Genomic DNA, 20,054 nt, shown 5'->3' with positions numbered 1-20,054 from the left:
CCCCGGACCCCGGGATATTTATGAACAGATGAAAGACCTGAGGCCCGGCGCAATCCGGGCCGCGGCGGCGGTGTGCCGGATGAAAAGGAGCGAGAGCGTGTTCGATTTCCTGAAGAAGGCCGGGCCGGTTGCGGTGGAACGCAAGGCCAGCGCCACGGGACGGGTGATCGCCTGGGCCTCGGGCGGGCGGGTGGCGTGGAGTCCGCGGGATGCGGTGTCGCTGGCGAAGGCGGGGTTTCAGGGCAATCCGGTGGGGTTCCGCGCGGTGCGGATGATCGCCGAGGCGGCGGCGGCGGTGCCGGTGATCTGTCAGGATGCCGAGCGGCGGTTCGACGTCCATCCGCTGCTGGCGCTGCTGGCGCGGCCGAATGGCGGGCAGGGGCGGGCGGAACTGCTGGAGGCGATTTACGGGCACCTGCTGCTGAACGGGAACGCCTATGTCGAGGCGGTGCCGGGCGGGGGCGCGTTGCCCGGAGAGCTGCATGTGCTGCGGCCGGACCGGATGGCGCTGGTGCCGGGGGCGGATGGCTGGCCGGTCGCCTACGACTATACAGTGGGCGGGCGGACGCATCGCTTTGCGATGGGCGAGGGGGCGGGGCCGGTCTGCCATATCCGCAGCTTTCACCCGCAGGATGACCATTACGGCCTGTCGCCCCTGCAGGCGGCGGCGGTGGCGATTGACGTGCACAACAGCGCGAGTGCGTGGTCCAAGGCGCTGTTGGACAATGCGGCGCGGCCTTCGGGGGCGATTGTCTACAAGGGCACGGACGGGTCTTCGGTGCTGACCGAGGAACAGTACGACCGGCTGGTCAGCGAGATGGAGGCGCATCATCAGGGCGCGCGCAATGCCGGGCGGCCGATGCTTCTGGAGGGGGGGCTCGACTGGAAGCCCATGGGGTTCAGCCCCAGCGATATGGAGTTCCACGAGACCAAGCTGGCTGCCGCGCGCGAGATTGCGGTGGCCTTCGGGGTGCCGCCTATGCTGATGGGCATTCCGGGCGATGCGACCTATGCGAATTATCAGGAGGCGAACCGGGCCTTCTACCGGCTGACGGTGCTGCCATTGGCCAGCCGGGTTCTGGCGGGGCTGTCGCATTGGCTGGCGGGCTTTTCGGGCGAGGCGGTGGAGCTGCGGCCCGATCCGGACCAGATCCCGGCGCTGTCGGCCGAGCGCGACCAGCAATGGGCCCGCGTAGGGGCGGCGGATTTCCTGACGGTGGCGGAGAAGCGGGCGCTGCTGGGCCTGCCGCGGATCGCGGAGGAGGAATGAACGCGCGGAAGGAGGGCGTGGGCTCTCGCTTCGTGTTCGACAGTTTCGACGCCGCACAGGCCCGAATCGAGGCCAATGAGCGGGTGATGGCGGAGCGATGGTCGGCGCTGGATTTCCGGCTGGCGCAGATCGATGCGGCGCTGGAGCGGCTGGAGCGGCGGATCTGGCTGGGGGTTTACGGGGTCGCGGCCTTTCTGCTGACGCAGGGGGCCGAGGCGCTGATCAGAGCGGCAATGAGGTAGGCGGATGCTGGAGCACAAATTCCACCGGCCCGAAGCGGGGCTGGTGATGACGCGGACCGAAGCGGGGGGGCGCGAGGTGTCGGGCTATGCCTCGCTTTTCGGGCTGCGCGATCAGGGCGGGGATGTGGTGGAGAAGGGCGCTTATGCGGCCTCTCTGGCGCGGATGGCGAAGGCGGGGGCGCGGGTCAGGATGCTGTGGCAGCATGACCCGGCCCAGCCCATCGGCATCTGGGACGAGGTGCGGGAGGATGGCCAGGGCCTGTGGGTCAAAGGGCGCCTTCTGACCGAGGTGGAGAAGGGGCGCGAGGCGGCGGCGCTTCTGGAGGCGGGGGCGATCGACGGGCTGTCGATCGGCTATCGCACGGTGAAGGCCGACCGCGACGGCAAGGGGCGGCGGCTGTTGCGGGAGCTGGAGCTGTGGGAAGTGTCGCTGGTGACCTTCCCTATGCTGCCCGAAGCGCGGGTGGCGGCGAAATCCGACGATCTGGCGCAGGATTTCCGTGATCTGGCGGGGCTGTTTGACAGCGCCCGGTTGGCGCTGATCCGGCGCTGAGGCGCTGCCCAAGACTATCATCGAGGAGAAGGACGAGATGACCGAGACAGAGTCCCGGGCCGGAGAGGATATGTCCCGCGCCCAGACACCAGCGACGGAGATGAAATCCGCGATGGCCGGCTTCCTGAAAGAGTTCAGCACCTTTCAGGGCGAAGTGAAACACGCGTTGCAACATCAGGAAGAGCGACTGACCATGCTTCACCACAAGACGATGACCTACGGCCGCCCCGCGCTTTCCGCCGCGGTGGAGCAGGACGCGCCGCATCAGAAGGCGTTCGACGCCTATGTCCGTTCCGGCGACGACGATGGCCTGCGCGGCCTGACCTTGGAGGGCAAGGCCATGTCCACCGCGGTGGCGGCGGATGGCGGCTATCTAGTGGACCCCAAGACCGCGGATGCGATCCGGTCGCTGCTGCTGTCCACCTCCTCGCTGCGGGCGGTGGCGAGTGTGGTGCAGGTGGAGGCCACCTCGTTCGATGTGCTGATGGACCGCAGCGAAGTGGGCTCGGGCTGGGCGACCGAGGCGGCGGCCACGGTGGAAACGGCGACCCCGGCCATCGAGCGGATATCGATCAAGCTGCATGAATTGTCGGCGATGCCGAAGGCCAGCCAGCGCCTGCTGGATGACAGTGCCTTTGATGTCGAAGGCTGGCTGGCCGGCAAGATCGCGACGCGCTTCACCCGGGCCGAGGCGGCGGCTTTCGTGAACGGCGACGGGGTGGACAAGCCGAAGGGTATTCTGCTGCCCGCCAAGGTGGCGAATGGCTCCTGGGTGTGGGGCAGCCTGGGCTATGTGCCCACGGGGGCGGCTGCGGATTTCGCCACGTCGAACCCGGCGGATTGCATCATCAATCTGGTCTATGCGCTGGGCGCCGATTACCGCGCCAACGGCACCTTCGTCATGAATTCGAAAACCGCGGGTGCGGTGCGCAAGATGAAGGATGCCGACGGCCGCTTCCTGTGGCTGGATGGGCTGCAACAGGGCGAACCCGCGCGGCTGATGGGCTATGCGGTGCTGATCTGTGAGGACATGCCGGATGTTGCAGCCAATGCCTATCCCATCGCCTTTGGCGATTTCGCGGCGGGCTACACCATTGCCGAACGCCCCGACCTGCGGATCCTGCGCGATCCGTTCTCGGCCAAGCCGCATGTGCTGTTCTATGCGACGAAGCGCGTGGGCGGCGACATCACCGATTACGCGGCGATCAAGCTGCTGAAGGTGGCCACCTCGTAAGGCCAGACGATCCCGGGGCCGGAGCGATCCGGTCCCGGGCCCGGGCGCGTGCACGGCTTTCGTGCCGGCTGGCTGCTCCCCCCAAACGAGCGGTGCGGGAGAGGCGCGCGTCCGGTTCCAAAGGGATGGCGGGTGAGGTGTAGGATGATGCTGACGGAAGTGACCGGCGTGCCGGATGCGGCGCTGCCGGTGCAGGCGCTGAAGGACCATCTGCGGCTGGGCAGCGGCTTTGCCATGGCGCCGGATCAGGACGGCCTGTTGCAGAGCCATCTGCGGGCCGCGCTGGCCGCGATCGAGGCGCGGACGGGGAAGGCGATCTTTGAACGGTCGTTCCGGCTGGTGCTGGAGGACTGGCGCGATCCGGCGGAACAGCCCTTGCCTGTGGCGCCTGTCGGGCTGATCGAGGCAGTGGTGCTGGTCGATGCCGCAGGGGGGGAGACGGTGCTGGCGCCTGCGGGCTGGCGGCTGATCGAGGACCGGCATCGGCCGCGACTGGCCGGCCGCGGGACAGCCTTGCCGCCTGTGCCTGCGGAGGGGCGGGTGGAGGTGCTGTTCGATGCGGGTTTTGGCACGGATTGGGCCGATATCCCGGCCGATCTGCGGCAGGCGGTGCTGCTTCTGGCCGCGGATTACTATGAACACCGGCACGAGGCGGCGGCCTCTGCGGGTCTTCCCGCAGCGGTGGCCGTGTTGATCGAGGGCTGGCGGCAGGTCCGTATCCTGGGCGGGGGGCGGCGATGAAGGTGCCGCATCTGACCCGCGCCTTGCTGCTGGAGGCGTCTGAGCGGGTACCGGACGGGGCAGGCGGGTTCAGCGAAAGCTGGGCCGCGCTGGGCACCCTCTGGGCCGAGGTGGTGGCGGGAGCGGGGCGTGATCCGGCGGGGGAGGAGGTGACCCTGTCTTCGGTCGGGTATCGCATCACCGTGAGGGCGGCCCCCCCGGGCGATGGGATGCGGCCGAAACCCGGCCAGCGGTTCCGTGAAGGGAGCCGCGAGTTCCCCATTCTGGCGGTGGCCGAACGTGATGCCGCGGGCCGTTTTCTGACCTGCCATTGCCGTGAGGAGGCGCCGCGATGAGCTATGCCGCAGCGGCCGCGCTTCAGGCGGCGGTGTTCCAGCATCTGACGGCGGCGCCCGCGCTGGCGGGGGTCGCGATCTATGACGCTGTGCCGCCCGATCCGGCCAGTCCCTTCGTGCTGGTGGGGACGGAAGAGGCGCGTGACGCCTCGGACAAGACGGGGGCGGGGGCGGACCATCGGCTGTCGGTGGCGGTGATCGGCGACGGCACCGGATTTCTGGCGGTGAAGACGATTGCGGCGGCGATCTCGGATCAGCTGACGGGCGCGGCGCTGGTGCTGACACGGGGGCGGCTGGTCGGGCTGACGTTCGACCGTGCGCAGGCCCGGCGGATTGACGAGGGCGAGGTGCGGCGGATCGACCTGACCTTCCGCGCCCGCGTGGAGTTGTGACGCGCTGACCGCGCGCCATCCTGACCCGCCTGGCGGCGGGGCGACATTTTCAAGGAGAGACCCATGGCAGTTCAGGCGGGCAAGGACCTGCTCCTCAAGATCGACCAGACCGGCGACGGCCAGTTCGAGACCGTCGCCGGTCTGCGGGCCACGCGGGCGAGCTTCAACGCCGAGACGGTGGATGTGACCAGCCTGGAAAGTGGCGGCGGCTGGCGCGAACTCTTGGCGGGGGCAGGGGTGCGGTCGGCAACGATCTCCGGCTCTGGCGTGTTCCGCGATGCGAATACCGATGAACGCGCGCGGCAGATCTTCTTTGACGGAGAGATCCCGGCCTTTCAGGTGGTGATCCCGGATTTCGGCATCGTGCAGGGGCCGTTCCAGATCACCGCACTGGAATATGCGGGCAATTACAACGGCGAGGCGACGTATGAGCTGACGCTCGCCTCGGCCGGGGTGCTGACCTTCACGGCGCTCTGATGGTGAATCCATACGCGGGGGAGGTGGAGGTCACGCTGAACGGTGTGGCGCACCGGGCCAAGTTGACGCTGGGTGCGCTGGCGGAACTGGAGGGGGTGCTGGGCGAAGGCTCGCTGGTGGCGCTGGCCGAACGGTTCGAAAGCGGGCGGTTTTCCGGGCGCGACGTGCTGGCGCTGATCGTGGCGGGGCTCAGGGGCGGCGGCTGGACCGGCCGGGCCGAAGATCTGCTGACGGTGGAAATCGGCGGCGGCCCGGTGGGGGCGGCGCAGGCGGCGGCGCAGCTGCTGGCGCGGGCTTTTGCCCTGCCATGACGGCGCGGATCGACTGGCCCGGACTTCTGCGGGCGGGGCTGCAGGGCCTTGGGCTGACGCCCGAGGCGTTCTGGCGGCTGACGCCGGTGGAGTTGCGGATCATGCTGGGGGCGGAGCAGGCGTCTCCGCCCCTGACGCGGGCGCGGCTGGCCGAACTGGCCGCGGCCTTTCCGGATCTGGGAAAAGGGGCGGGGGATGGCAGAGACAGAAACGCTGGCCGAGCAGTTGATGCAGCTGGAGGACCGGCTGACGACCTCGGCGGCGATGGTGGCGGCCTTTGATGCCGAATTGGCGCGGATGCAGGAGACGGCGGCCTTTACCGCGCGGGAGGTCGGGGCGCTGTCCAGCGGCATTTCGGGCGGGCTGCGGCGGGCGTTCGACGGGCTGGTCTTCGACGGGATGAAGCTTTCGGACGCGCTGAAGGGCGTGGCGAAAACCATCGTCGACACGATCTATTCGGTGGCGATGAAGCCGGTGACCGGCGCGGGCGGCGGGCTTCTGGCGCAGGGGATTGCCGGGGTGATGGGCGGGCTGATGCCCTTTGCCAAGGGTGGCGCGTTTACCCAGGGCCGAGTGATGCCCTTCGCGCAGGGCGGGATCGTGTCCGGCCCCGTCAGCTTTGCCATGCGGGGCGGGCGCGGGCTGATGGGCGAGGCGGGGCCTGAGGCGATCATGCCGCTGACCCGCGGCGCCGATGGCCGGCTGGGCGTGCAGGCGGCGGGCGGCGGACGCCCGGTCAGCGTGGTGATGAATGTGACAACGCCGGATGTGCAGGGGTTCCAGCGCAGCCAGAGCCAGATCGCGGCACAGGTCAGCCGTGCGCTGGGCCGCGGTCAGCGCAACAGGTGAGGACAGGGAATGGTGTTTCACGAAGTGCGGTTTCCGCCGAACCTGAGCTTCGGCTCGGTGGGGGGGCCGGAGCGGCGGACCGAGATCGTCGCGCTGCAGAACGGCCATGAAGAACGCAACACGCCCTGGGCGCATTCGCGCCGCCGCTATGATGCGGGGGTGGGGCTGCGGTCGCTGGATGACCTTGAGGCATTGATCGCGTTTTTCGAGGCGCGACGCGGTCAGCTGCACGGGTTCCGCTGGAAGGACTGGTCGGATTACAAATCCTGCCCGCCGTCACGCAAGACCGGGCCGCTGGATCAGCCTTTGGGGCAGGGCGACGGCTACCGGACGGTGTTCGGTCTGGTGAAGACCTATCGCTCGGGCGCGCAGGATTACGTGCGGCCGGTGGCAAAACCGGTCCTGGGCAGCGTGACAGTGGCGGTGGCCGAAGATCCCAAGGTTGAGGGCGAGGAGTTCACGGTGGACCCCGCGACGGGTGAGATCACCTTTGCCGTGGCACCTCCGCTGGGGGCACGGATCAGCGCGGGGTTCGAATTCGATGTGCCGGTGCGGTTCGATACGGATCGGATCCAGATCTCGGTTGCGTCGTTTCAGGCGGGCGATGTGCCCGGCGTTCCGGTGGTGGAGGTGCGGCTGTGACACGGGATGCGCTTCTGGAGCATGCGGCCTCGGGCGCCTCGGGCATCTGCCGGATCTGGACGATCAGCCGGGCGGACGGGGTGGTGCTGGGGTTCACCGATCATGACCGCGATCTGATGCTGGACGGGGTTCTGTGCCGGGCGGGATCGGGGATGTCGGCGGTGGCTTTGCAGCAGTCTTCGGGCCTGTCCGTGGACAATACCGAGGCCGTGGGGCTGCTGTCCGACGGCGCGGTGACCGAGGCGGAACTGTCGGCCGGGCGATATGACGGGGCGGAAGTGAGGATCTGGTCGGTGGCCTGGGCCGATCCTTCGGTGCGGCGGGAATTGTTCCGCGGCAGCTTGGGCGAAGTGGTCCGGCGCGGAAGCGAGTTCCGGGTGGAACTGCGCGGCCAGGCCGAGGCGCTGAACCAGACGATGGGCCATGCCTATACCCGCCAATGCTCGGCCGTGCTGGGCGATGCACGTTGCCGGTTCGACCTTGGGCAGCCGGGCTATGCCGATGAGCGGGTGGTGGAGATCATCGAAGAGGGCCGTGTCCTGCTGTTCGACTGGGCCCATGCCTTTGATGACCGCTGGTTCGAGGATGGCCGCCTGGACGTGCTGACGGGGGCGGCTGCCGGCCTGTCGGGGATGATCCGCGCGGACCGGCAGCTGGGAGGGGTGCGGCGGGTAGAGCTGTGGCAGGCGATCCGCGCGCCCGTGGAGACGGGGGACAGGATCCGCCTGACCGCGGGCTGCGACAAGAGGGCCGGAACCTGCCGGCTGAAATTCGGCAATCTGCTGAACTTCCGCGGCTTTCCCTTCCTGCCGGGCGAGGATTGGCTGACCGCCTATCCCCGTCGCGGCGGGGCCGACACCACCTCTTCTGCGCTTTGAGGCCCGTCATGGAGGAGATGGTGGTGGCCGAAGCGCGGCGCTGGCTGGGCACGCCCTATGTGCATCAGGCGAGTTGCCGGGGCGCGGGAGCGGATTGTCTGGGGTTGATCCGCGGGGTGTGGCGCGGGGTGCTGGGGGCGGAGCCTGCGGCGGTGCCGCCCTATTCCGCCAGCTGGGCGGAGGCTTCGGGGCAGGAGCTTCTGTGGCAGGCGGCGCGGCTGTGGCTGCGGGAAAAGCCGCGTGAGATGGCGGCTGCCGGCGATGTCATCCTGTTCCGCATCCGGGAGGGCGCGGTGGCGAAGCATCTGGGCCTCCAGTCGCAGACCGGGGACAATCCGGCCTTTATCCATGCCTATTCCGGTCACGCCGTGACCGAAAGCGCGTTGACCGCGCCCTGGGCCCGCCGGATTGCGGCGCGCTTTAGCTTTCCAGACGGAGCGAACTGAGCATGGCGACGCTTGTCCTTTCGGCGGTGGGAGCCGCTTTCGGCGCGGGGTTCGGCGGGACGGTGCTGGGCCTGTCGGGGGCAGTGATCGGGCGGGCGATCGGCGCAACACTTGGCCGGGCGCTGGACCAGCGCCTGTTGGGCGGATCCGAGGCGGTCGAGGTCGGCCGCATCGACCGGCTGCGGCTGACCGGCGCCAGCGAGGGCAACGCCATTCCACAGGTCTGGGGACGGATGAGGATTGCGGGGCAGGTGCTCTGGGCCGCGCCATTTGAAGAACATGCCAGCAGCAGACGGGGCGGCAAGGGCGGGCCGAAGATTTCGGAATACAGCTACACGATCAGCCTGGCCATCGGGCTGTGCGCAGGCCGCATTCTGGATGTGGGCCGCATCTGGGCCGATGGCGAAATCGTCGCGCCCGACAGCCTGACGGTGCGGGTCTATTCCGGGTCGGAGGACCAGCTGCCGGATCCGAAGATCGAGGCGGTCGAAGGCGCGGGGCTGGTGCCTGCTTTCCGCGGGCTGGCCTATGTGGTGTTGGAGGACCTTGACCTCTCGCCCTGGGGCAACCGGGTGCCGCAATTCACCTTCGAGGTGGTGCGGGCCGCGCAACCGGGGGATGAGGGCGCGGACCCGTCGCTAGCCGATGCGGTGCGGGCGGTCGCACTGATCCCGGGGACGGGGGAATATGCGCTGGCGACCACGCCTGTATATTCGGCGGGACGGCCGGGGCAGAGCAAAGCGCTGAACATCCATACGGCACAGGGTGAGACCGACTTCCGTGCCAGCCTTGATCAGTTGCGGGCCGACCTGCCGGATTGTGCCTCGGTTTCGCTGGTCGTCTCGTGGTTCGGCAATGACCTGCGGGTCGGTCATTGCTCTGTGCGGCCGCAGGTGGAGCAGCGGACCGTGGACGGGGTGCAGATGCCGTGGCGGGTCTCGGGCGTGGGGCGCTCTGCCGCGGCGGTGATGCCGCAGGTGGCGGGGCGGCCGGTTTATGGCGGCACGCCTGCCGACGCCTCGGTGGTGGAGGCGATCCGGGCCATTCGTGCGGCTGGCCGCGAGGTCATGTTTTATCCATTCATCCTGATGGATCAGATTGCCGGGAACACGCTGCCCGACCCGTGGAGCGGAGAGACGGGTCAGCCGGTTCTGCCATGGCGCGGGCGTATCACCACCGAACGCGCGCCGGGGGTGGCGGGCACCACGGACCGCACGGCGGCCGCCGAAGCCGAAGTGGCGGCCTTTTTTGGCGCGGCACTGCCGGGGCAGTTTCCGGTGACGGGCACGCAGGTCGGCTATTCTGGCCCGTCGGAATGGAGTTTCCGCCGCTTCATCCTGCATTACGCGCATCTGTGTGCTGTGGCGGGCGGGGTGGAGGCGTTCTGTATCGGTTCGGAGCTGCGGGGGATTACCCGCATCCGCAATGCAGTAGACGGTTTCCCTGCGGTGGCGGCAATGAAGACGCTGGCGGCCGAGGTGAAGGCCATTCTGGGCCCCGGCTGCAAGGTCAGCTATGCGGCGGACTGGACGGAATACGGCAGCTATCAGGCCGACGGAAACCTGTATTTCCCGCTGGATTCTTTGTGGTCCGACCCCAGCATCGCCTTTGTCGGCATCGACAATTACATGCCAGTGGCCGATTGGCGTGACGGGCTGGACCACGCCGATGCCCATTGGGGCACCATCTACGATCTGGACTATCTGAAGGCCAATGTCGCCGGGGGCGAGGGCTTCGACTGGTATTACGACAGCCCCGAAGGCATGGCGGCACAGAAACGTCTGCCGATCGAGGATGGCGCGCATGATGAGCCCTGGGTGTTCCGGGTGAAGGACCTGCGCAGCTGGTGGTCGCTGCCGCACCATCCCCGGACGGGTGCGGTGCGGGAGGCGGTGCCGACGGCCTGGGTGCCGGCCTCAAAGCCGATCCGGTTCACCGAATACGGCTGTGCCGCCATCGACAAAGGGGCGAACCAGCCGAATATTTTCTTGGATCAGCTATCCTCGGAATCGGGGCTGCCGCGGGCGTCGAACGGACGCCGGGACGATCTGATGCAGATGCAGTATCTGCGGGCCGTGACCGGATTCTGGCGTGATAGTGCCAACAATCCGCAATCGCCGCTGTATGCTGGGCGGATGGTGGAGATCGATCGGGCGCATGTCTGGGCCTGGGATGCACGGCCGTTTCCCGAATTCCCGGCGCGCACCGATCTGTGGAGCGATGCTTTTTCTTACGGGCGGGGCCACTGGCTGAACGGGCGGGCCACCAACCAGCCGCTGGATGCGGTGGTTCGCGAGATCACCCGCGCCGCTGGGGTGGCGGTGGCTGATACCGGCGATGTGCACGGGGTGGTGCGCGGCTATGTCCAGTCGCAGGTGCAGTCTGCACGGGCTTCGCTGCAGCCGCTGATGCTGGCCTATGGCATGGATGCGGGCGACAGGGACGGGCGGTTGCGGTTTGCCATGCGGCGGCCTGGCACCGATCATGTCATCGACCCGGGGCTGCTGGCAGTGACGCGCGATCTGGACGGGCTGACGGAATTCAGCCGCGCCAATGCCGGAGAGACGGGCGGCACGGTAAGGCTGGGATATGTCGATGCGGAGGGCGTCTTCGACATCCGCACCGCCGAGGCACGATATCCGGATCAGGCCCTGCAGGGTGTTTCGGCGACAGAGGTGCCGCTGGCGCTGACCGCTTCGGAGGCAAGGGTGGTCACGCAGCGCTGGTTGGCCGAAAGCCGTATCGGTCGGGACGGGCTGCGGCTGGCACTGCCGTCTTCGCGTGCGGATGTGGGGGCAGGGGATCGTCTGCTCTTGCCCGATGGCGCGACCTATCGGGTTGACCGTGTCGATCTGACCGATGTGATCACGGTGGAGGCAACCCGGTTCGAGGGCGGCGTCCATATCGCGGGCGATCCGCTGGAGGAACCGGCAGCCCTGCGGCCGTTTGTGCCGCCGGTGGTGCCCTGGCCGGTGTTTCTGGACCTGCCGCTGCTGAGCGGGGCCGAGGTGCCGCATCAGCCGCATGTCTGTGTGGCGGCGGCGCCCTGGGTCGGGCCGATGGCGGTCTGGGCCGAAAGCGGTGCGACGTTCCAGCTGAACCGGCTGCTGACGCGGGGCGCGGTGATCGGGATGACGGAGACGGCGCTTCCTTCGGCGCGCCCGGGTCTGTGGGACCGCGGACCTGCGTTGCGGGTTCAGCTGACATCGGGCCTGCTGGAGACGGTGGAGCCGGCCGATGTGCTGAACGGAGCAAATGCCATGGCCATCGGCGATGGCAGCGCGGGTCTGTGGGAGGTGTTCCAGTTCGCCGAGGCCAGCCTTGTGGCGCCGGGGACCTATGACCTGAGCCTGCGGTTGCGCGGGCAATCGGGGACGGACGGGGTGATGCCGCCGGTCTGGCCGCCGGGCAGTACGGTGGTCCTGTTGGACAGTGCGCTTCAGCAGCTGGATCTTGCGATGAATGCCCGTGGGCTGGCGCGGCGGTATCGGTTCGGCCTGCAGGCTCGCGGCTATGACCGGCCCGAGGTGGCGGAACGGCAGGACGCCTTTGATGGCATCGGCCTGCGGCCCTATCCGGTCGCGCATCTGCGTGCTGTCCGCAGCCCGGAGGGAGATGTGGCGGTACGCTGGATTCGCCGCACGCGGATCGACGGCGACAACTGGCAGCAGATCGAGGTGCCCCTGGGCGAGGATGCCGAGGCCTATGTCGTGCGGGTGATTTCCGGCACGGTGATTGTGGCGGAGTATCAGGTTAGCCAGCCGGACTTTGCCTATACCGCCGCACAGCAGGCAGCGGACGGTGTGAGCGGTGCGTTCATGCTGAAAGTGGCGCAGGTCTCGTCGCGCTTCGGGACGGGGCCGTTCCGCTCGGCGGAGGTGGCGGTGTGAAGCAGCGATTGCCGTTCCCGCGCACCTGCCGCATACTGGCGGCAGTTGCCGGCGGGCCGATCTCCGCCGGACCTGACAGAGGAGTGCCCCGGATGGCAGAGATTTCACAGCGTGTCGCGACCCTTGATCCGGTCTGGACCCGTCTCTGTGCCGAAGCCGAAGAGGCGATCCGGGCCGAGCCGCTGCTGGGCGGGCTGATCCATTCCGGCCTTCTGCACCATGCCTCGTTCGAGCGGGCGCTGGCCTATCGCTTTTCGCTGAAACTGGCTTCGGGCGAGATGAGCGAGCAGATCCTGCGCGAACTGGCGGATGAGGCCTATGGCGGCGATCCTTCGCTGGGCGCGGCTGCGCGGGCCGATCTTATGGCAGTCTATGAACGTGACCCGGCCTGCCACCGCTATATGCAGCCGGTCCTGTTCTTCAAGGGCTACCAGGCGGTGCAGGCCTACCGCGTCGGTCACTGGCTGTGGCAGTGCGGGCGGATGGACATGGCCTATTTTGTCCAGATGCGGGTGAGCGAGGTCTTTGGTGTGGATATTCACCCGGCCGCCGTCATCGGGCGCGGAATCATGATCGACCATGCCCATTCCATCGTGATTGGGGAAACGGCTGTGGTCGGCGACAATGTGTCGATGCTGCATTCGGTGACCTTGGGCGGCACCGGGAAAGAGGATGGCGACCGCCATCCGAAGATCGGCAATGGCGTGCTGATCGGGGCAGGGGCCAAGGTGCTGGGCAATATCCGGGTCGGCAACTGCTCTCGCATTGCAGCGGGGTCTGTCGTGCTGGAGGAGGTGCCGTCGAACACCACGGTTGCGGGTGTTCCGGCGCGTGTCGTCGGCAAGGCGGGCTGTGCCCAGCCTGCGCTGACGATGGACCAGCACATCCGGCCCGAATAGGACGCGGATGGCGCGGCTGGCCGAGATTCTGCGGCAAAAGGCCCGGCAGATCGCTGCCGGGCTGGGGGCCAAGGCGATCACCCTTTTCGCGCGCCTGGTCACGGCGCCCCGGGCCATCTGGCAGGGGATTGAGCCGGTGCCGGTGCAGCGGGTCTATTTCGCCAATCACACTTCGAACGGGGATTTCGTCCTGCTCTGGACGGTGCTGCCGGTGATGCTGCGGGCCAGAACGCGGCCGGTGGCGGCGCTGGACTACTGGCTGAAATCGCCGTTGCGGGCCTTTGTCGGGCGCGACGTGTTCAACGCGGTACTGATCGACCGTCGCCCCGAGGCGCGGGTTCAGGACCCGGTGGCCCAGATGGCCGCGGCACTGGACGAAGGCGCCTCGCTGATCCTGTTCCCCGAAGGTCAGCGCAATTCGGGGCCCGAGCCGCTGCTGCCGTTCAAATCCGGGCTGTATCATCTGGCGCGGCAGAGGCCGGAAGTGGATCTGGTGCCGGTCTGGATTTCCAACCTGAACCACGTCATGCCCAAGGGAGAGGTGGTGCCGGTGCCGCTGATCTGCACGCTGACCTTCGGGTCGCCGCTGCGGATTGCCGATGGGGAGGAAAAGGCGACGTTTCTGGGCCGGGCCGAGGCCGCGCTGCTGGCGCTGTCAAAAGGGGGCGCGGCATGACATCCCCGCATCTGATCTACCTGCTTCTGGGCGTCGGCGGCATCCTTGTCGTGGCCACGCTGATCGGGCAGGTGCTGCGCGATTTGATCGCGCCGGACGGGTCAAACCCGGTGATCGAGAACCTGAATGCCCGGATCGCGGCGTGGTGGGGGATGGTCGTCCTGCTGTCCATCGCCTTTCTGGCGGGGCGGGCGGGTGTGGTGGTGCTGTTTGGCGTCTTGTCCTTCTCCGCCTTGCGGGAATTCCTGTCACTGACCACGAAAAGCCAGGCTGACCATTGGGCATTGGCCGGGGCGTTTTTCGTGGTGCTGCCGGTGCAGTATTGGCTGGTGGGGGTGGATTGGTACGGGCTTTATGCCATTTTCGTGCCGGTCTATGCCTTTCTGCTGATGCCCGTCGTCTCGGCCCTGCGGGGGGCACCGAACGGGTTTCTGACGCGGGTGGCGGAAACGCAATGGGCGCTGATGATCTGCGTCTATTGCGTCAGCCATGTCCCCGCGCTCTTGTCGCTGCAGATCCCGGGGTTCGAGGGGCGGAATGTCATTCTGATCGCCTGGCTGATCTTTACGGTGCAGCTGTCCGACGTGATGCAATATGTCTGGGGCAAGCTGTTGGGCCGCACGAAACTGGCGCCGCAACTGTCGCCGTCGAAGACGTGGGAGGGGCTGATCGGCGGCACGCTGACGGCCACGGCGGCGGGGGCCGCACTCTGGTGGATGACCCCGTTTTCCCTGCCTCAGGCGGCGGGCATGGCGCTGGTCGTCACGCTGATGGGCACATTCGGCGGCCTTGTCATGTCGGCGATCAAGCGGGACAAGGGCGTCAAGGACTGGGGCCATCTGATCGCCGGGCATGGCGGGTTTCTGGACCGGCTGGATTCGGTCGTCTTCGCCGCGCCCATCTTCTTTCACCTGACGCGTTTCGGATGGTCGCTGACATGACAGAGAGCCGACGCCCGCTGTCCTCGCGCGAGACGGGCTGGGCCCGGGCGCTGGCCGCACATTTCGCGGCAAGTTCGGTCACGCCAAATCAGATTTCGGTGGCGTCGGTCGGCTTTGCTGCCGCGGGCTGTGTGCTCTTTGCGTTGGTGCCGCATGGCGGGCCGGTCGCGCAGCCGGTGCTGCTGATCCTGGCCGCAGCGATGATCCAGCTGCGGCTTCTGTGCAATCTGCTGGACGGAATGGTGGCGATCGAGGGCGGCAAGTCCTCTCCCACCGGTGCCTTCTGGAACGAGGCACCGGACCGCGCCGCCGATGCTCTGTTTTTCTGCGGTGCCGGTTTGGCTGCGAGGCTGCCGGAGTTGGGGCTGGGCTGCGCGCTGCTGGCGGTGGCCACGGCCTATCTGCGCGAGCTGGGCCGGGCGGAGGGATTTGCCGCGGATTTCTGCGGTCCGATGGCCAAACAGCACCGCATGGCGGCGCTGACGCTGGGCTGTCTGCTGGCGGCGCTTTTGCCGGTAAAGGCAAGTGCCGCGGCCATCCTGATCGCGGCACTCTGTATCATTCTCGCCGGAACGGCCTTCACCGTGTTGCGCCGCGCGCGCCGCCTGCTTCGGGCGCTGGCCGCGCGCTGAGCCGGAGGGCGGACCCCCGGCCCAGGCAGGTATCAGGCCAGCATCGAGATCGGGTTTTCCAGCGATTCGACCACGACCTTCAGGAAGGCCGCGCCAAGCGCGCCGTCGATCACCCGGTGATCGACCGAAAGCGTCATCGACATCACCGTCGCCACCCCGATGCTGCCATCGGCCTGAACCACCGGCTTCTTGATCCCGGCGCCCACGGCCAGGATGGCGCCATGCGGCGGGTTGATGACGGCGTCGAAATTCTCCACCCCCATCATCCCCAGGTTCGAGATCGCAAAGCTGCCGCCCTGATACTCATGCGGGGCCAGCTTCTTGGTCTTGGCGCGGTTGGCCAGATCCTTCATCTCGGCCGACAGGGCCGAGAGCGTCTTCTTCTCGGCATCCTTCAGAACCGGGGTGAAGAGCCCGCCTTCGACCGCCACGGCCACGGCCACATCCGACGGCTTCAGCTTCAGAATCCGGTCGCCCGCCCAGACGGCATTAGCATCGGGCACCGCCTGCAGGGCCAGCGCGCAGGCCTTGATGATGAAGTCGTTCACCGACAGCTTCACGCCGCGGCTTTCCAGCCCCTTGTTCAGCTGTTCGCGGAAGGCCATCAGCGCATCCAGACGCACCTCACGCCGCAGGTAGAAATGCGGGATGGTCTGCTTGGCCTCGGTCAGGCGGGCGGCGATGGTGCGGCGCATGCCGTCCAGCGCAACCTCGGTGAACTCACGGCCCTGATACATCTTCAGTACGGTTTCCGCCGACAGGCCGGCCGGGGCAGCAGGCTTTGCCGCCGGGGCAGGGGCAGGAGCAGATGCCGGAGCGGCCGCTGCCGCGGGGGCCGCCGTCACCGGCTTTGCGGTTTCCACATCGGCGCGGATGATCCGGCCATGCGGGCCCGAGCCCTTGATGCCGCCCAGATCCAGACCCTTCTCCTTGGCGATCCGCCGCGCCAGAGGCGAGGCGAAGACCCGCGCGCCCGAAGGTGCCGCCGCAGGCGCTGCCGGGGTGGCTGCCGCAGCCGGGGCAGGGGCTACCGCGGCGGGTGCCGCCTCAGCCTTGGCCTCTGCTTTTGCGGCGGGCGCTGCGGGTGCCGCAGCCGCGGCATCGTAGCTTTCGCCTTCTTCCAGCAGCACGGCAATCGGCGTGTTCACTTTCACGCCCGCGGTGCCTTCGGCGATCAGGATCTTGCCCACGGTGCCTTCATCCACCGCTTCGAATTCCATCGTCGCCTTGTCGGTCTCGATCTCGGCCAGAATCTGCCCAGACTTGACCGTATCGCCCTCTTTCACCAGCCATTTGGCCAGCGTGCCTTCCTCCATTGTCGGAGAAAGCGCGGGCATCAGGATTTCGGTCGCCATCTCTCTCCCCCCTCAGCGATAGCAGACGGATTTCACCGCCGAGACGATCTCGGGGACGGTGATCAGCGCCAGTTTCTCAAGGTTGGCCGCATAGGGCATGGGCACATCCTTGCCGGTGCAGGTGATGACCGGGGCATCCAGATAATCGAACGCCTTCTGCATGATGGTCGAGGCGAGGTGGTCACCGATCGAACCCACGGGGAAGCCCTCTTCCACCGTCACGCAGCGGTTGGTCTTCATGACCGAGGCCAGCACGGTGTCATAGTCGATGGGGCGCAGGGTCCGCAGGTTGATGACCTCAGCCTCGATCCCCTCCTTGGCCAGTTCCTCGGCCGAGGCCAGCGCATGGGCCACGCCGATGCCGAAAGAGACCAGCGTCACATCCTTGCCCTGCCGCATGACCGAAGCCTTGCCGAAGGGGATGGTGAAATCTTCCGCCGTGGGCACGTCGAACGACCGGCCGTAGAGGATTTCGTTTTCAAGGAACACGACCGGGTTCGGGTCACGGATCGCCGATTTCAGCAGGCCCTTCGCATCCGCCGCCGAATAGGGCATGCAGACCTTTAGCCCCGGGATCGCCGCATACCATGCCGCATAATCCTGGCTGTGCTGGGCCCCCACGCGGGCCGCGGCGCCGTTCGGGCCGCGGAACACCATCGGGCTGCCCATCTGGCCGCCGGACATGTACAGCGTCTTGGCGGCCGAGTTCAGGATGTGGTCAATCGCCTGCATGGCGAAGTTGAAGGTCATGAATTCGACAATCGGCTTCAGCCCGCCCCAGCTCGCGCCGGTGGCGATGCCCGCAAAGCCCATTTCGGTGATCGGCGTATCGACCACGCGCTTTGCACCGAACTCATCCAGCAGGCCCTGGCTGATCTTGTAGGCACCCTGATATTCGCCGACCTCTTCGCCCATCAGGAAGACGTTGGGATCAGCGCGCATTTCCTCTGCCATGGCTTCGCGCAGGGCTTCCCGCACGGTCATGGTCTTGGTCGGGCCTTCCGGCAGGTCGCTGTGCGGCCAGCCCTTGGCGGCCACGGGTGCCGGGGCAGGGGCGGCGGCTGCCGCGGGCACACTTGCGGCAGGCTCTGCCGCGGCGGGCGCGGCTTCGGCCTTGGCAGCGGGTGCCGGAGCGGCGGCGGCCGAAGCCGAGGCGTCATAGCTTTCGCCATCCTCGACCAGCACGGCAATCGGCGTGTTCACTTTCACGCCCGCGGTGCCCTCGGCGATCAGCAGTTTGCCGACCTTGCCTTCATCCACCGCTTCGAATTCCATCGTGGCCTTGTCGGTCTCGATCTCGGCGATGATCTGGCCGGATTTGACCGTATCGCCCTCTTTCACCAGCCATTTGGCCAGCGTGCCCTCCTCCATCGTCGGAGACAGCGCGGGCATCAGAACTTCGGTTGCCATCTTTGCGTCCCCCCTCAGACGGTGATGTCAGTCCAGAGCTCGCTCAGCGCGGGCTCGGGGCTTTCCTTGGCGAATTCGGCCGATTCGTTGACCAAGGCCTTGATTTCTTTGTCGATGGCCTTCAGGTCCTCGTCCGAGGCCAGACCGCCCTGCAACAGCAGGTCGCGGACATGCTCGATGCAGTCTTTCTCGGTCTTGATCTTCTCCACCTCTTCCCGCGTGCGGTATTTCGCCGGGTCGGACATGGAATGGCCGCGGTAGCGGTAGGTCATCATTTCCAGAATGTAGGGGCCTTTGCCCGCGCGGCAGTGCGCCACGGCCTTTTCGCCCGCGGCCTTCACCGCCAGCACATCCATGCCGTCCACCTGCTCACCCGGGATCCCGTAGGCCACGCCCCGCTCGAACAGCGTGGTGGATTTGGTGGACCGCTTCACGCTGGTCCCCATGGCATACTGGTTGTTCTCGATGACGAAGATCACCGGAAGGTCCCAGAGTTCGGCCATGTTGTAGGTCTCATAGACCTGACCCTGGTTGGCCGCGCCGTCACCGAAATAGGTGAAGGTGACATTGTCATTGCCCAGGTATTTGTCGGCAAAGGCCAGACCGGCGCCCAGCGGGACCTGCGCGCCCACGATGCCATGGCCGCCGTAGAAGTGCTTTTCCTTGGAGAACATGTGCATCGAGCCGCCCTTCCCCTTGGAATAGCCGCCCTCGCGTCCCGTCAGTTCCGCCATGACGCCCTTGGCATCCATGCCGCAGGCCAGCATGTGGCCGTGATCACGGTAGCTGGTGATGCGCTTGTCGCCCTCTTTGGAGGCGGCCTCAAGGCCCACGACCACAGCTTCCTGCCCGATATACAGATGGCAGAAGCCGCCGATCAGGCCCATGCCGTAAAGCTGGCCGGCCTTCTCCTCGAACCTGCGGATCAGAAGCATCTCGCGGTAATACTTCAGAAGCTCGTCCTTCGAGACATTGGGTCTCGCGTCGGGCTTGCGTGCCATATTGGTCCTCCCCGCAGGCAAAATGGTTCAGCGTTAAACCATCACTAGGGGATCGGGCTTTTAAGGGCAAATCAAAAATCCGCCCACCCCGGATGCAGGCGGTGCATGGCTGACGTGTTGTTTCAGGACCTCAGGCGGCTGGATGTTCCGTCTGGGCGGAAGGCGATTCCGGCCCGGCCAGAAACTCTGCCATCCGCTCAAAGGCCCGCGCAGATGCAGCCTGATTTGCGGCCATCTCGAAGAAGACGGCCAGCCCCTGCAACAGCGCGAATGTGCCCAGAAGCCCCATCCCTGACAGGAAGACCCACATTGGCCCAAGCAAAAGCAGCCAGTCGAACGGTTGGTAGGGCTGATGCAGAGACAGCGCCCCGACCGCCAGAAGCAACCCGGACGGCACAAGCACCGCGCCACCTGCAAAGGCCAGAACCTGTATGATGCGTATCAACAGAAGGCTCAGCCCGCTGATCCAGCTGCCAACGACATGATCCGATACCATCTGCCCCTCCGGTTTGTTCCGAATGGGCGTCTCACAGCCATAAGACCATTTCCCGGCAGAAAAACGGCCGCAGGGTCAGCGGATGACGATCTCATCCGTGCGCAGATAGCCCAGTACGTCGCGGGCCTGCTGGTCCAGAAGGTCAAGATCCAGATAGTTGTCCGACAGCCTGTGCGTCAGATTGCGGATCTCGGCCAGATCGGCGGCCAGACGGTCACGTTCGGCCTTCAGGTTTTCGGCCTCTGCATGGATCTCGACCCGGCGGAACACGCCATAGTCGCCCTGCACGGCGGCAAAGGTGAAATAGGCGCCCAAGGTAAAGGCCATCGCCAGATAGATCAGCCCGCCGATGTTCCGGCCTGCCTGTGCATGGGTCATTCGGGT

At 66.9% G+C, this 20,054-nt stretch carries 23 protein-coding genes and 1 pseudogene; 19 read left to right on the top strand and 5 right to left on the bottom strand.

The window, feature by feature from the left end:
• Window positions 1–79 precede the first annotated feature (79 nt).
• The 19 genes and pseudogenes from ACO2Q5_RS01620 (at window position 80) to ACO2Q5_RS01530 (ending at window position 15,408) form a co-directional block, all read left to right on the top strand.
• A complete protein-coding gene (locus ACO2Q5_RS01620) occupies window positions 80–1,270 on the top strand; it encodes a phage portal protein (protein ID WP_423287787.1) in 1,191 nt (396 codons plus the stop codon).
• Window positions 1,267–1,512: a GTA head formation protein, RCAP_rcc01685 family gene (locus ACO2Q5_RS01615; protein ID WP_423287785.1), complete on the top strand. Its 246-nt coding sequence runs from the start codon at window positions 1,267–1,269 to the stop codon at window positions 1,510–1,512. The genes ACO2Q5_RS01620 and ACO2Q5_RS01615 overlap by 4 nt, the downstream gene beginning before the upstream one ends.
• Before the next feature lie 4 nt (window positions 1,513–1,516).
• Window positions 1,517–2,065, top strand: a complete 549-nt coding sequence (locus ACO2Q5_RS01610; protein WP_423287783.1) for an HK97 family phage prohead protease — start codon at window positions 1,517–1,519, stop codon at window positions 2,063–2,065.
• 37 nt (window positions 2,066–2,102) lie between these two features.
• On the top strand, window positions 2,103–3,299 hold the full coding sequence (locus ACO2Q5_RS01605) for a phage major capsid protein (RefSeq protein ID WP_423287782.1): 1,197 nt from the start codon (window positions 2,103–2,105) through the stop codon (window positions 3,297–3,299).
• Window positions 3,300–3,443: 144 nt separating this feature from the next.
• A complete protein-coding gene (locus ACO2Q5_RS01600; RefSeq protein ID WP_423287780.1) occupies window positions 3,444–4,040 on the top strand; it encodes a head-tail connector protein in 597 nt (198 codons plus the stop codon).
• Complete coding sequence (locus ACO2Q5_RS01595; protein ID WP_423287778.1) at window positions 4,037–4,375, top strand: head-tail adaptor protein; 339 nt, start codon at window positions 4,037–4,039, stop codon at window positions 4,373–4,375. Before ACO2Q5_RS01600 ends, ACO2Q5_RS01595 begins: the two co-directional genes overlap by 4 nt.
• A complete protein-coding gene (locus ACO2Q5_RS01590; RefSeq protein ID WP_423287776.1) occupies window positions 4,372–4,767 on the top strand; it encodes a DUF3168 domain-containing protein in 396 nt (131 codons plus the stop codon). Before ACO2Q5_RS01595 ends, ACO2Q5_RS01590 begins: the two co-directional genes overlap by 4 nt.
• 63 nt (window positions 4,768–4,830) lie before the next feature.
• Window positions 4,831–5,244 carry a phage major tail protein, TP901-1 family gene (locus ACO2Q5_RS01585; RefSeq protein WP_423287774.1) on the top strand — a complete coding sequence of 138 codons (414 nt, stop codon included), beginning with the start codon at window positions 4,831–4,833 and terminating at the stop codon, window positions 5,242–5,244.
• Window positions 5,244–5,555, top strand: coding sequence for a gene transfer agent family protein (locus ACO2Q5_RS01580; protein ID WP_423287772.1), 312 nt, complete (start codon window positions 5,244–5,246; stop codon window positions 5,553–5,555). The genes ACO2Q5_RS01585 and ACO2Q5_RS01580 overlap by 1 nt, the downstream gene beginning before the upstream one ends.
• Window positions 5,552–5,743, top strand: a pseudogene (locus tag ACO2Q5_RS01575) (rcc01693 family protein); the annotation flags it as partial. The gene ACO2Q5_RS01580 and the pseudogene ACO2Q5_RS01575, both read left to right, overlap by 4 nt.
• A gap of 7 nt (window positions 5,744–5,750) precedes the next feature.
• A complete protein-coding gene (locus ACO2Q5_RS01570) occupies window positions 5,751–6,404 on the top strand; it encodes a phage tail tape measure protein (protein WP_423287770.1) in 654 nt (217 codons plus the stop codon).
• A gap of 9 nt (window positions 6,405–6,413) precedes the next feature.
• Complete coding sequence (locus ACO2Q5_RS01565) at window positions 6,414–7,046, top strand: phage distal tail protein, Rcc01695 family (protein WP_423287768.1); 633 nt, start codon at window positions 6,414–6,416, stop codon at window positions 7,044–7,046.
• Window positions 7,043–7,924 carry a DUF2163 domain-containing protein gene (locus ACO2Q5_RS01560; RefSeq protein WP_423287766.1) on the top strand — a complete coding sequence of 294 codons (882 nt, stop codon included), beginning with the start codon at window positions 7,043–7,045 and terminating at the stop codon, window positions 7,922–7,924. The genes ACO2Q5_RS01565 and ACO2Q5_RS01560 overlap by 4 nt, the downstream gene beginning before the upstream one ends.
• A gap of 8 nt (window positions 7,925–7,932) precedes the next feature.
• On the top strand, window positions 7,933–8,370 hold the full coding sequence (locus ACO2Q5_RS01555) for an NlpC/P60 family protein (protein ID WP_423287764.1): 438 nt from the start codon (window positions 7,933–7,935) through the stop codon (window positions 8,368–8,370).
• Window positions 8,371–8,372: 2 nt separating this feature from the next.
• Complete coding sequence (locus tag ACO2Q5_RS01550; RefSeq protein WP_423287762.1) at window positions 8,373–12,260, top strand: baseplate multidomain protein megatron; 3,888 nt, start codon at window positions 8,373–8,375, stop codon at window positions 12,258–12,260.
• Window positions 12,261–12,352: 92 nt separating this feature from the next.
• A complete protein-coding gene (cysE, locus tag ACO2Q5_RS01545; RefSeq protein ID WP_423287760.1) occupies window positions 12,353–13,159 on the top strand; it encodes a serine O-acetyltransferase in 807 nt (268 codons plus the stop codon).
• 7 nt (window positions 13,160–13,166) lie between these two features.
• Window positions 13,167–13,835, top strand: a complete 669-nt coding sequence (locus ACO2Q5_RS01540) for a lysophospholipid acyltransferase family protein (protein WP_423287758.1) — start codon at window positions 13,167–13,169, stop codon at window positions 13,833–13,835.
• The gene (locus tag ACO2Q5_RS01535) at window positions 13,832–14,776 is read left to right on the top strand and encodes a phosphatidate cytidylyltransferase (protein WP_423287756.1); all 945 of its coding nucleotides are present in this window, start codon (window positions 13,832–13,834) and stop codon (window positions 14,774–14,776) included. Before ACO2Q5_RS01540 ends, ACO2Q5_RS01535 begins: the two co-directional genes overlap by 4 nt.
• Window positions 14,773–15,408, top strand: a complete 636-nt coding sequence (locus ACO2Q5_RS01530) for a CDP-alcohol phosphatidyltransferase family protein (RefSeq protein ID WP_423287754.1) — start codon at window positions 14,773–14,775, stop codon at window positions 15,406–15,408. Before ACO2Q5_RS01535 ends, ACO2Q5_RS01530 begins: the two co-directional genes overlap by 4 nt.
• 32 nt (window positions 15,409–15,440) lie before the next feature.
• Here ACO2Q5_RS01530 and ACO2Q5_RS01525 read toward each other — a convergent pair whose 3' ends face one another.
• The 5 genes from ACO2Q5_RS01525 to ACO2Q5_RS01505 form a co-directional block, all read right to left on the bottom strand.
• Window positions 15,441–16,763: a pyruvate dehydrogenase complex dihydrolipoamide acetyltransferase gene (locus tag ACO2Q5_RS01525; protein ID WP_423287752.1), complete on the bottom strand. Its 1,323-nt coding sequence runs from the start codon at window positions 16,761–16,763 to the stop codon at window positions 15,441–15,443.
• A gap of 12 nt (window positions 16,764–16,775) precedes the next feature.
• Window positions 16,776–18,173, bottom strand: a complete 1,398-nt coding sequence (locus tag ACO2Q5_RS01520) for a pyruvate dehydrogenase complex E1 component subunit beta (protein ID WP_423287750.1) — start codon at window positions 18,171–18,173, stop codon at window positions 16,776–16,778.
• A 14-nt stretch (window positions 18,174–18,187) separates the two neighbouring features.
• Window positions 18,188–19,174, bottom strand: coding sequence for a pyruvate dehydrogenase (acetyl-transferring) E1 component subunit alpha (pdhA, locus tag ACO2Q5_RS01515; RefSeq protein WP_423287748.1), 987 nt, complete (start codon window positions 19,172–19,174; stop codon window positions 18,188–18,190).
• 130 nt (window positions 19,175–19,304) lie between these two features.
• Entirely contained in the window at window positions 19,305–19,670 is a 366-nt protein-coding gene (locus ACO2Q5_RS01510) for a hypothetical protein (protein WP_423287746.1), read from the bottom strand.
• Window positions 19,671–19,745: 75 nt separating this feature from the next.
• Window positions 19,746–20,048, bottom strand: coding sequence for an FtsB family cell division protein (locus tag ACO2Q5_RS01505; protein WP_423287744.1), 303 nt, complete (start codon window positions 20,046–20,048; stop codon window positions 19,746–19,748).
• Window positions 20,049–20,054 lie beyond the last annotated feature (6 nt).

It is taken from the genome of Neotabrizicola sp. VNH66 (genome assembly GCF_049445895.1).
Lineage (GTDB): Bacteria > Pseudomonadota > Alphaproteobacteria > Rhodobacterales > Rhodobacteraceae > Pseudogemmobacter.
This window is presented reverse-complemented; position numbering and strand designations above follow the sequence as displayed.

Coding starts and splice junctions, on each gene's coding strand:
- ACO2Q5_RS01620 (WP_423287787.1), top strand. CDS start 80: ATGAAAAGGAGCGAGAGCGTGTTCGATTTCCTGAAGAAGGCCGGGCCG.
- ACO2Q5_RS01615 (WP_423287785.1), top strand. CDS start 1,267: ATGAACGCGCGGAAGGAGGGCGTGGGCTCTCGCTTCGTGTTCGACAGT.
- ACO2Q5_RS01610 (WP_423287783.1), top strand. CDS start 1,517: ATGCTGGAGCACAAATTCCACCGGCCCGAAGCGGGGCTGGTGATGACG.
- ACO2Q5_RS01605 (WP_423287782.1), top strand. CDS start 2,103: ATGACCGAGACAGAGTCCCGGGCCGGAGAGGATATGTCCCGCGCCCAG.
- ACO2Q5_RS01600 (WP_423287780.1), top strand. CDS start 3,444: ATGATGCTGACGGAAGTGACCGGCGTGCCGGATGCGGCGCTGCCGGTG.
- ACO2Q5_RS01595 (WP_423287778.1), top strand. CDS start 4,037: ATGAAGGTGCCGCATCTGACCCGCGCCTTGCTGCTGGAGGCGTCTGAG.
- ACO2Q5_RS01590 (WP_423287776.1), top strand. CDS start 4,372: ATGAGCTATGCCGCAGCGGCCGCGCTTCAGGCGGCGGTGTTCCAGCAT.
- ACO2Q5_RS01585 (WP_423287774.1), top strand. CDS start 4,831: ATGGCAGTTCAGGCGGGCAAGGACCTGCTCCTCAAGATCGACCAGACC.
- ACO2Q5_RS01580 (WP_423287772.1), top strand. CDS start 5,244: ATGGTGAATCCATACGCGGGGGAGGTGGAGGTCACGCTGAACGGTGTG.
- ACO2Q5_RS01570 (WP_423287770.1), top strand. CDS start 5,751: ATGGCAGAGACAGAAACGCTGGCCGAGCAGTTGATGCAGCTGGAGGAC.
- ACO2Q5_RS01565 (WP_423287768.1), top strand. CDS start 6,414: ATGGTGTTTCACGAAGTGCGGTTTCCGCCGAACCTGAGCTTCGGCTCG.
- ACO2Q5_RS01555 (WP_423287764.1), top strand. CDS start 7,933: ATGGAGGAGATGGTGGTGGCCGAAGCGCGGCGCTGGCTGGGCACGCCC.
- ACO2Q5_RS01550 (WP_423287762.1), top strand. CDS start 8,373: ATGGCGACGCTTGTCCTTTCGGCGGTGGGAGCCGCTTTCGGCGCGGGG.
- cysE (WP_423287760.1), top strand. CDS start 12,353: ATGGCAGAGATTTCACAGCGTGTCGCGACCCTTGATCCGGTCTGGACC.
- ACO2Q5_RS01540 (WP_423287758.1), top strand. CDS start 13,167: ATGGCGCGGCTGGCCGAGATTCTGCGGCAAAAGGCCCGGCAGATCGCT.
- ACO2Q5_RS01535 (WP_423287756.1), top strand. CDS start 13,832: ATGACATCCCCGCATCTGATCTACCTGCTTCTGGGCGTCGGCGGCATC.
- ACO2Q5_RS01530 (WP_423287754.1), top strand. CDS start 14,773: ATGACAGAGAGCCGACGCCCGCTGTCCTCGCGCGAGACGGGCTGGGCC.
- ACO2Q5_RS01525 (WP_423287752.1), bottom strand. CDS start 16,763: ATGGCGACCGAAATCCTGATGCCCGCGCTTTCTCCGACAATGGAGGAA.
- ACO2Q5_RS01520 (WP_423287750.1), bottom strand. CDS start 18,173: ATGGCAACCGAAGTTCTGATGCCCGCGCTGTCTCCGACGATGGAGGAG.
- pdhA (WP_423287748.1), bottom strand. CDS start 19,174: ATGGCACGCAAGCCCGACGCGAGACCCAATGTCTCGAAGGACGAGCTT.
- ACO2Q5_RS01510 (WP_423287746.1), bottom strand. CDS start 19,670: ATGGTATCGGATCATGTCGTTGGCAGCTGGATCAGCGGGCTGAGCCTT.
- ACO2Q5_RS01505 (WP_423287744.1), bottom strand. CDS start 20,048: ATGACCCATGCACAGGCAGGCCGGAACATCGGCGGGCTGATCTATCTG.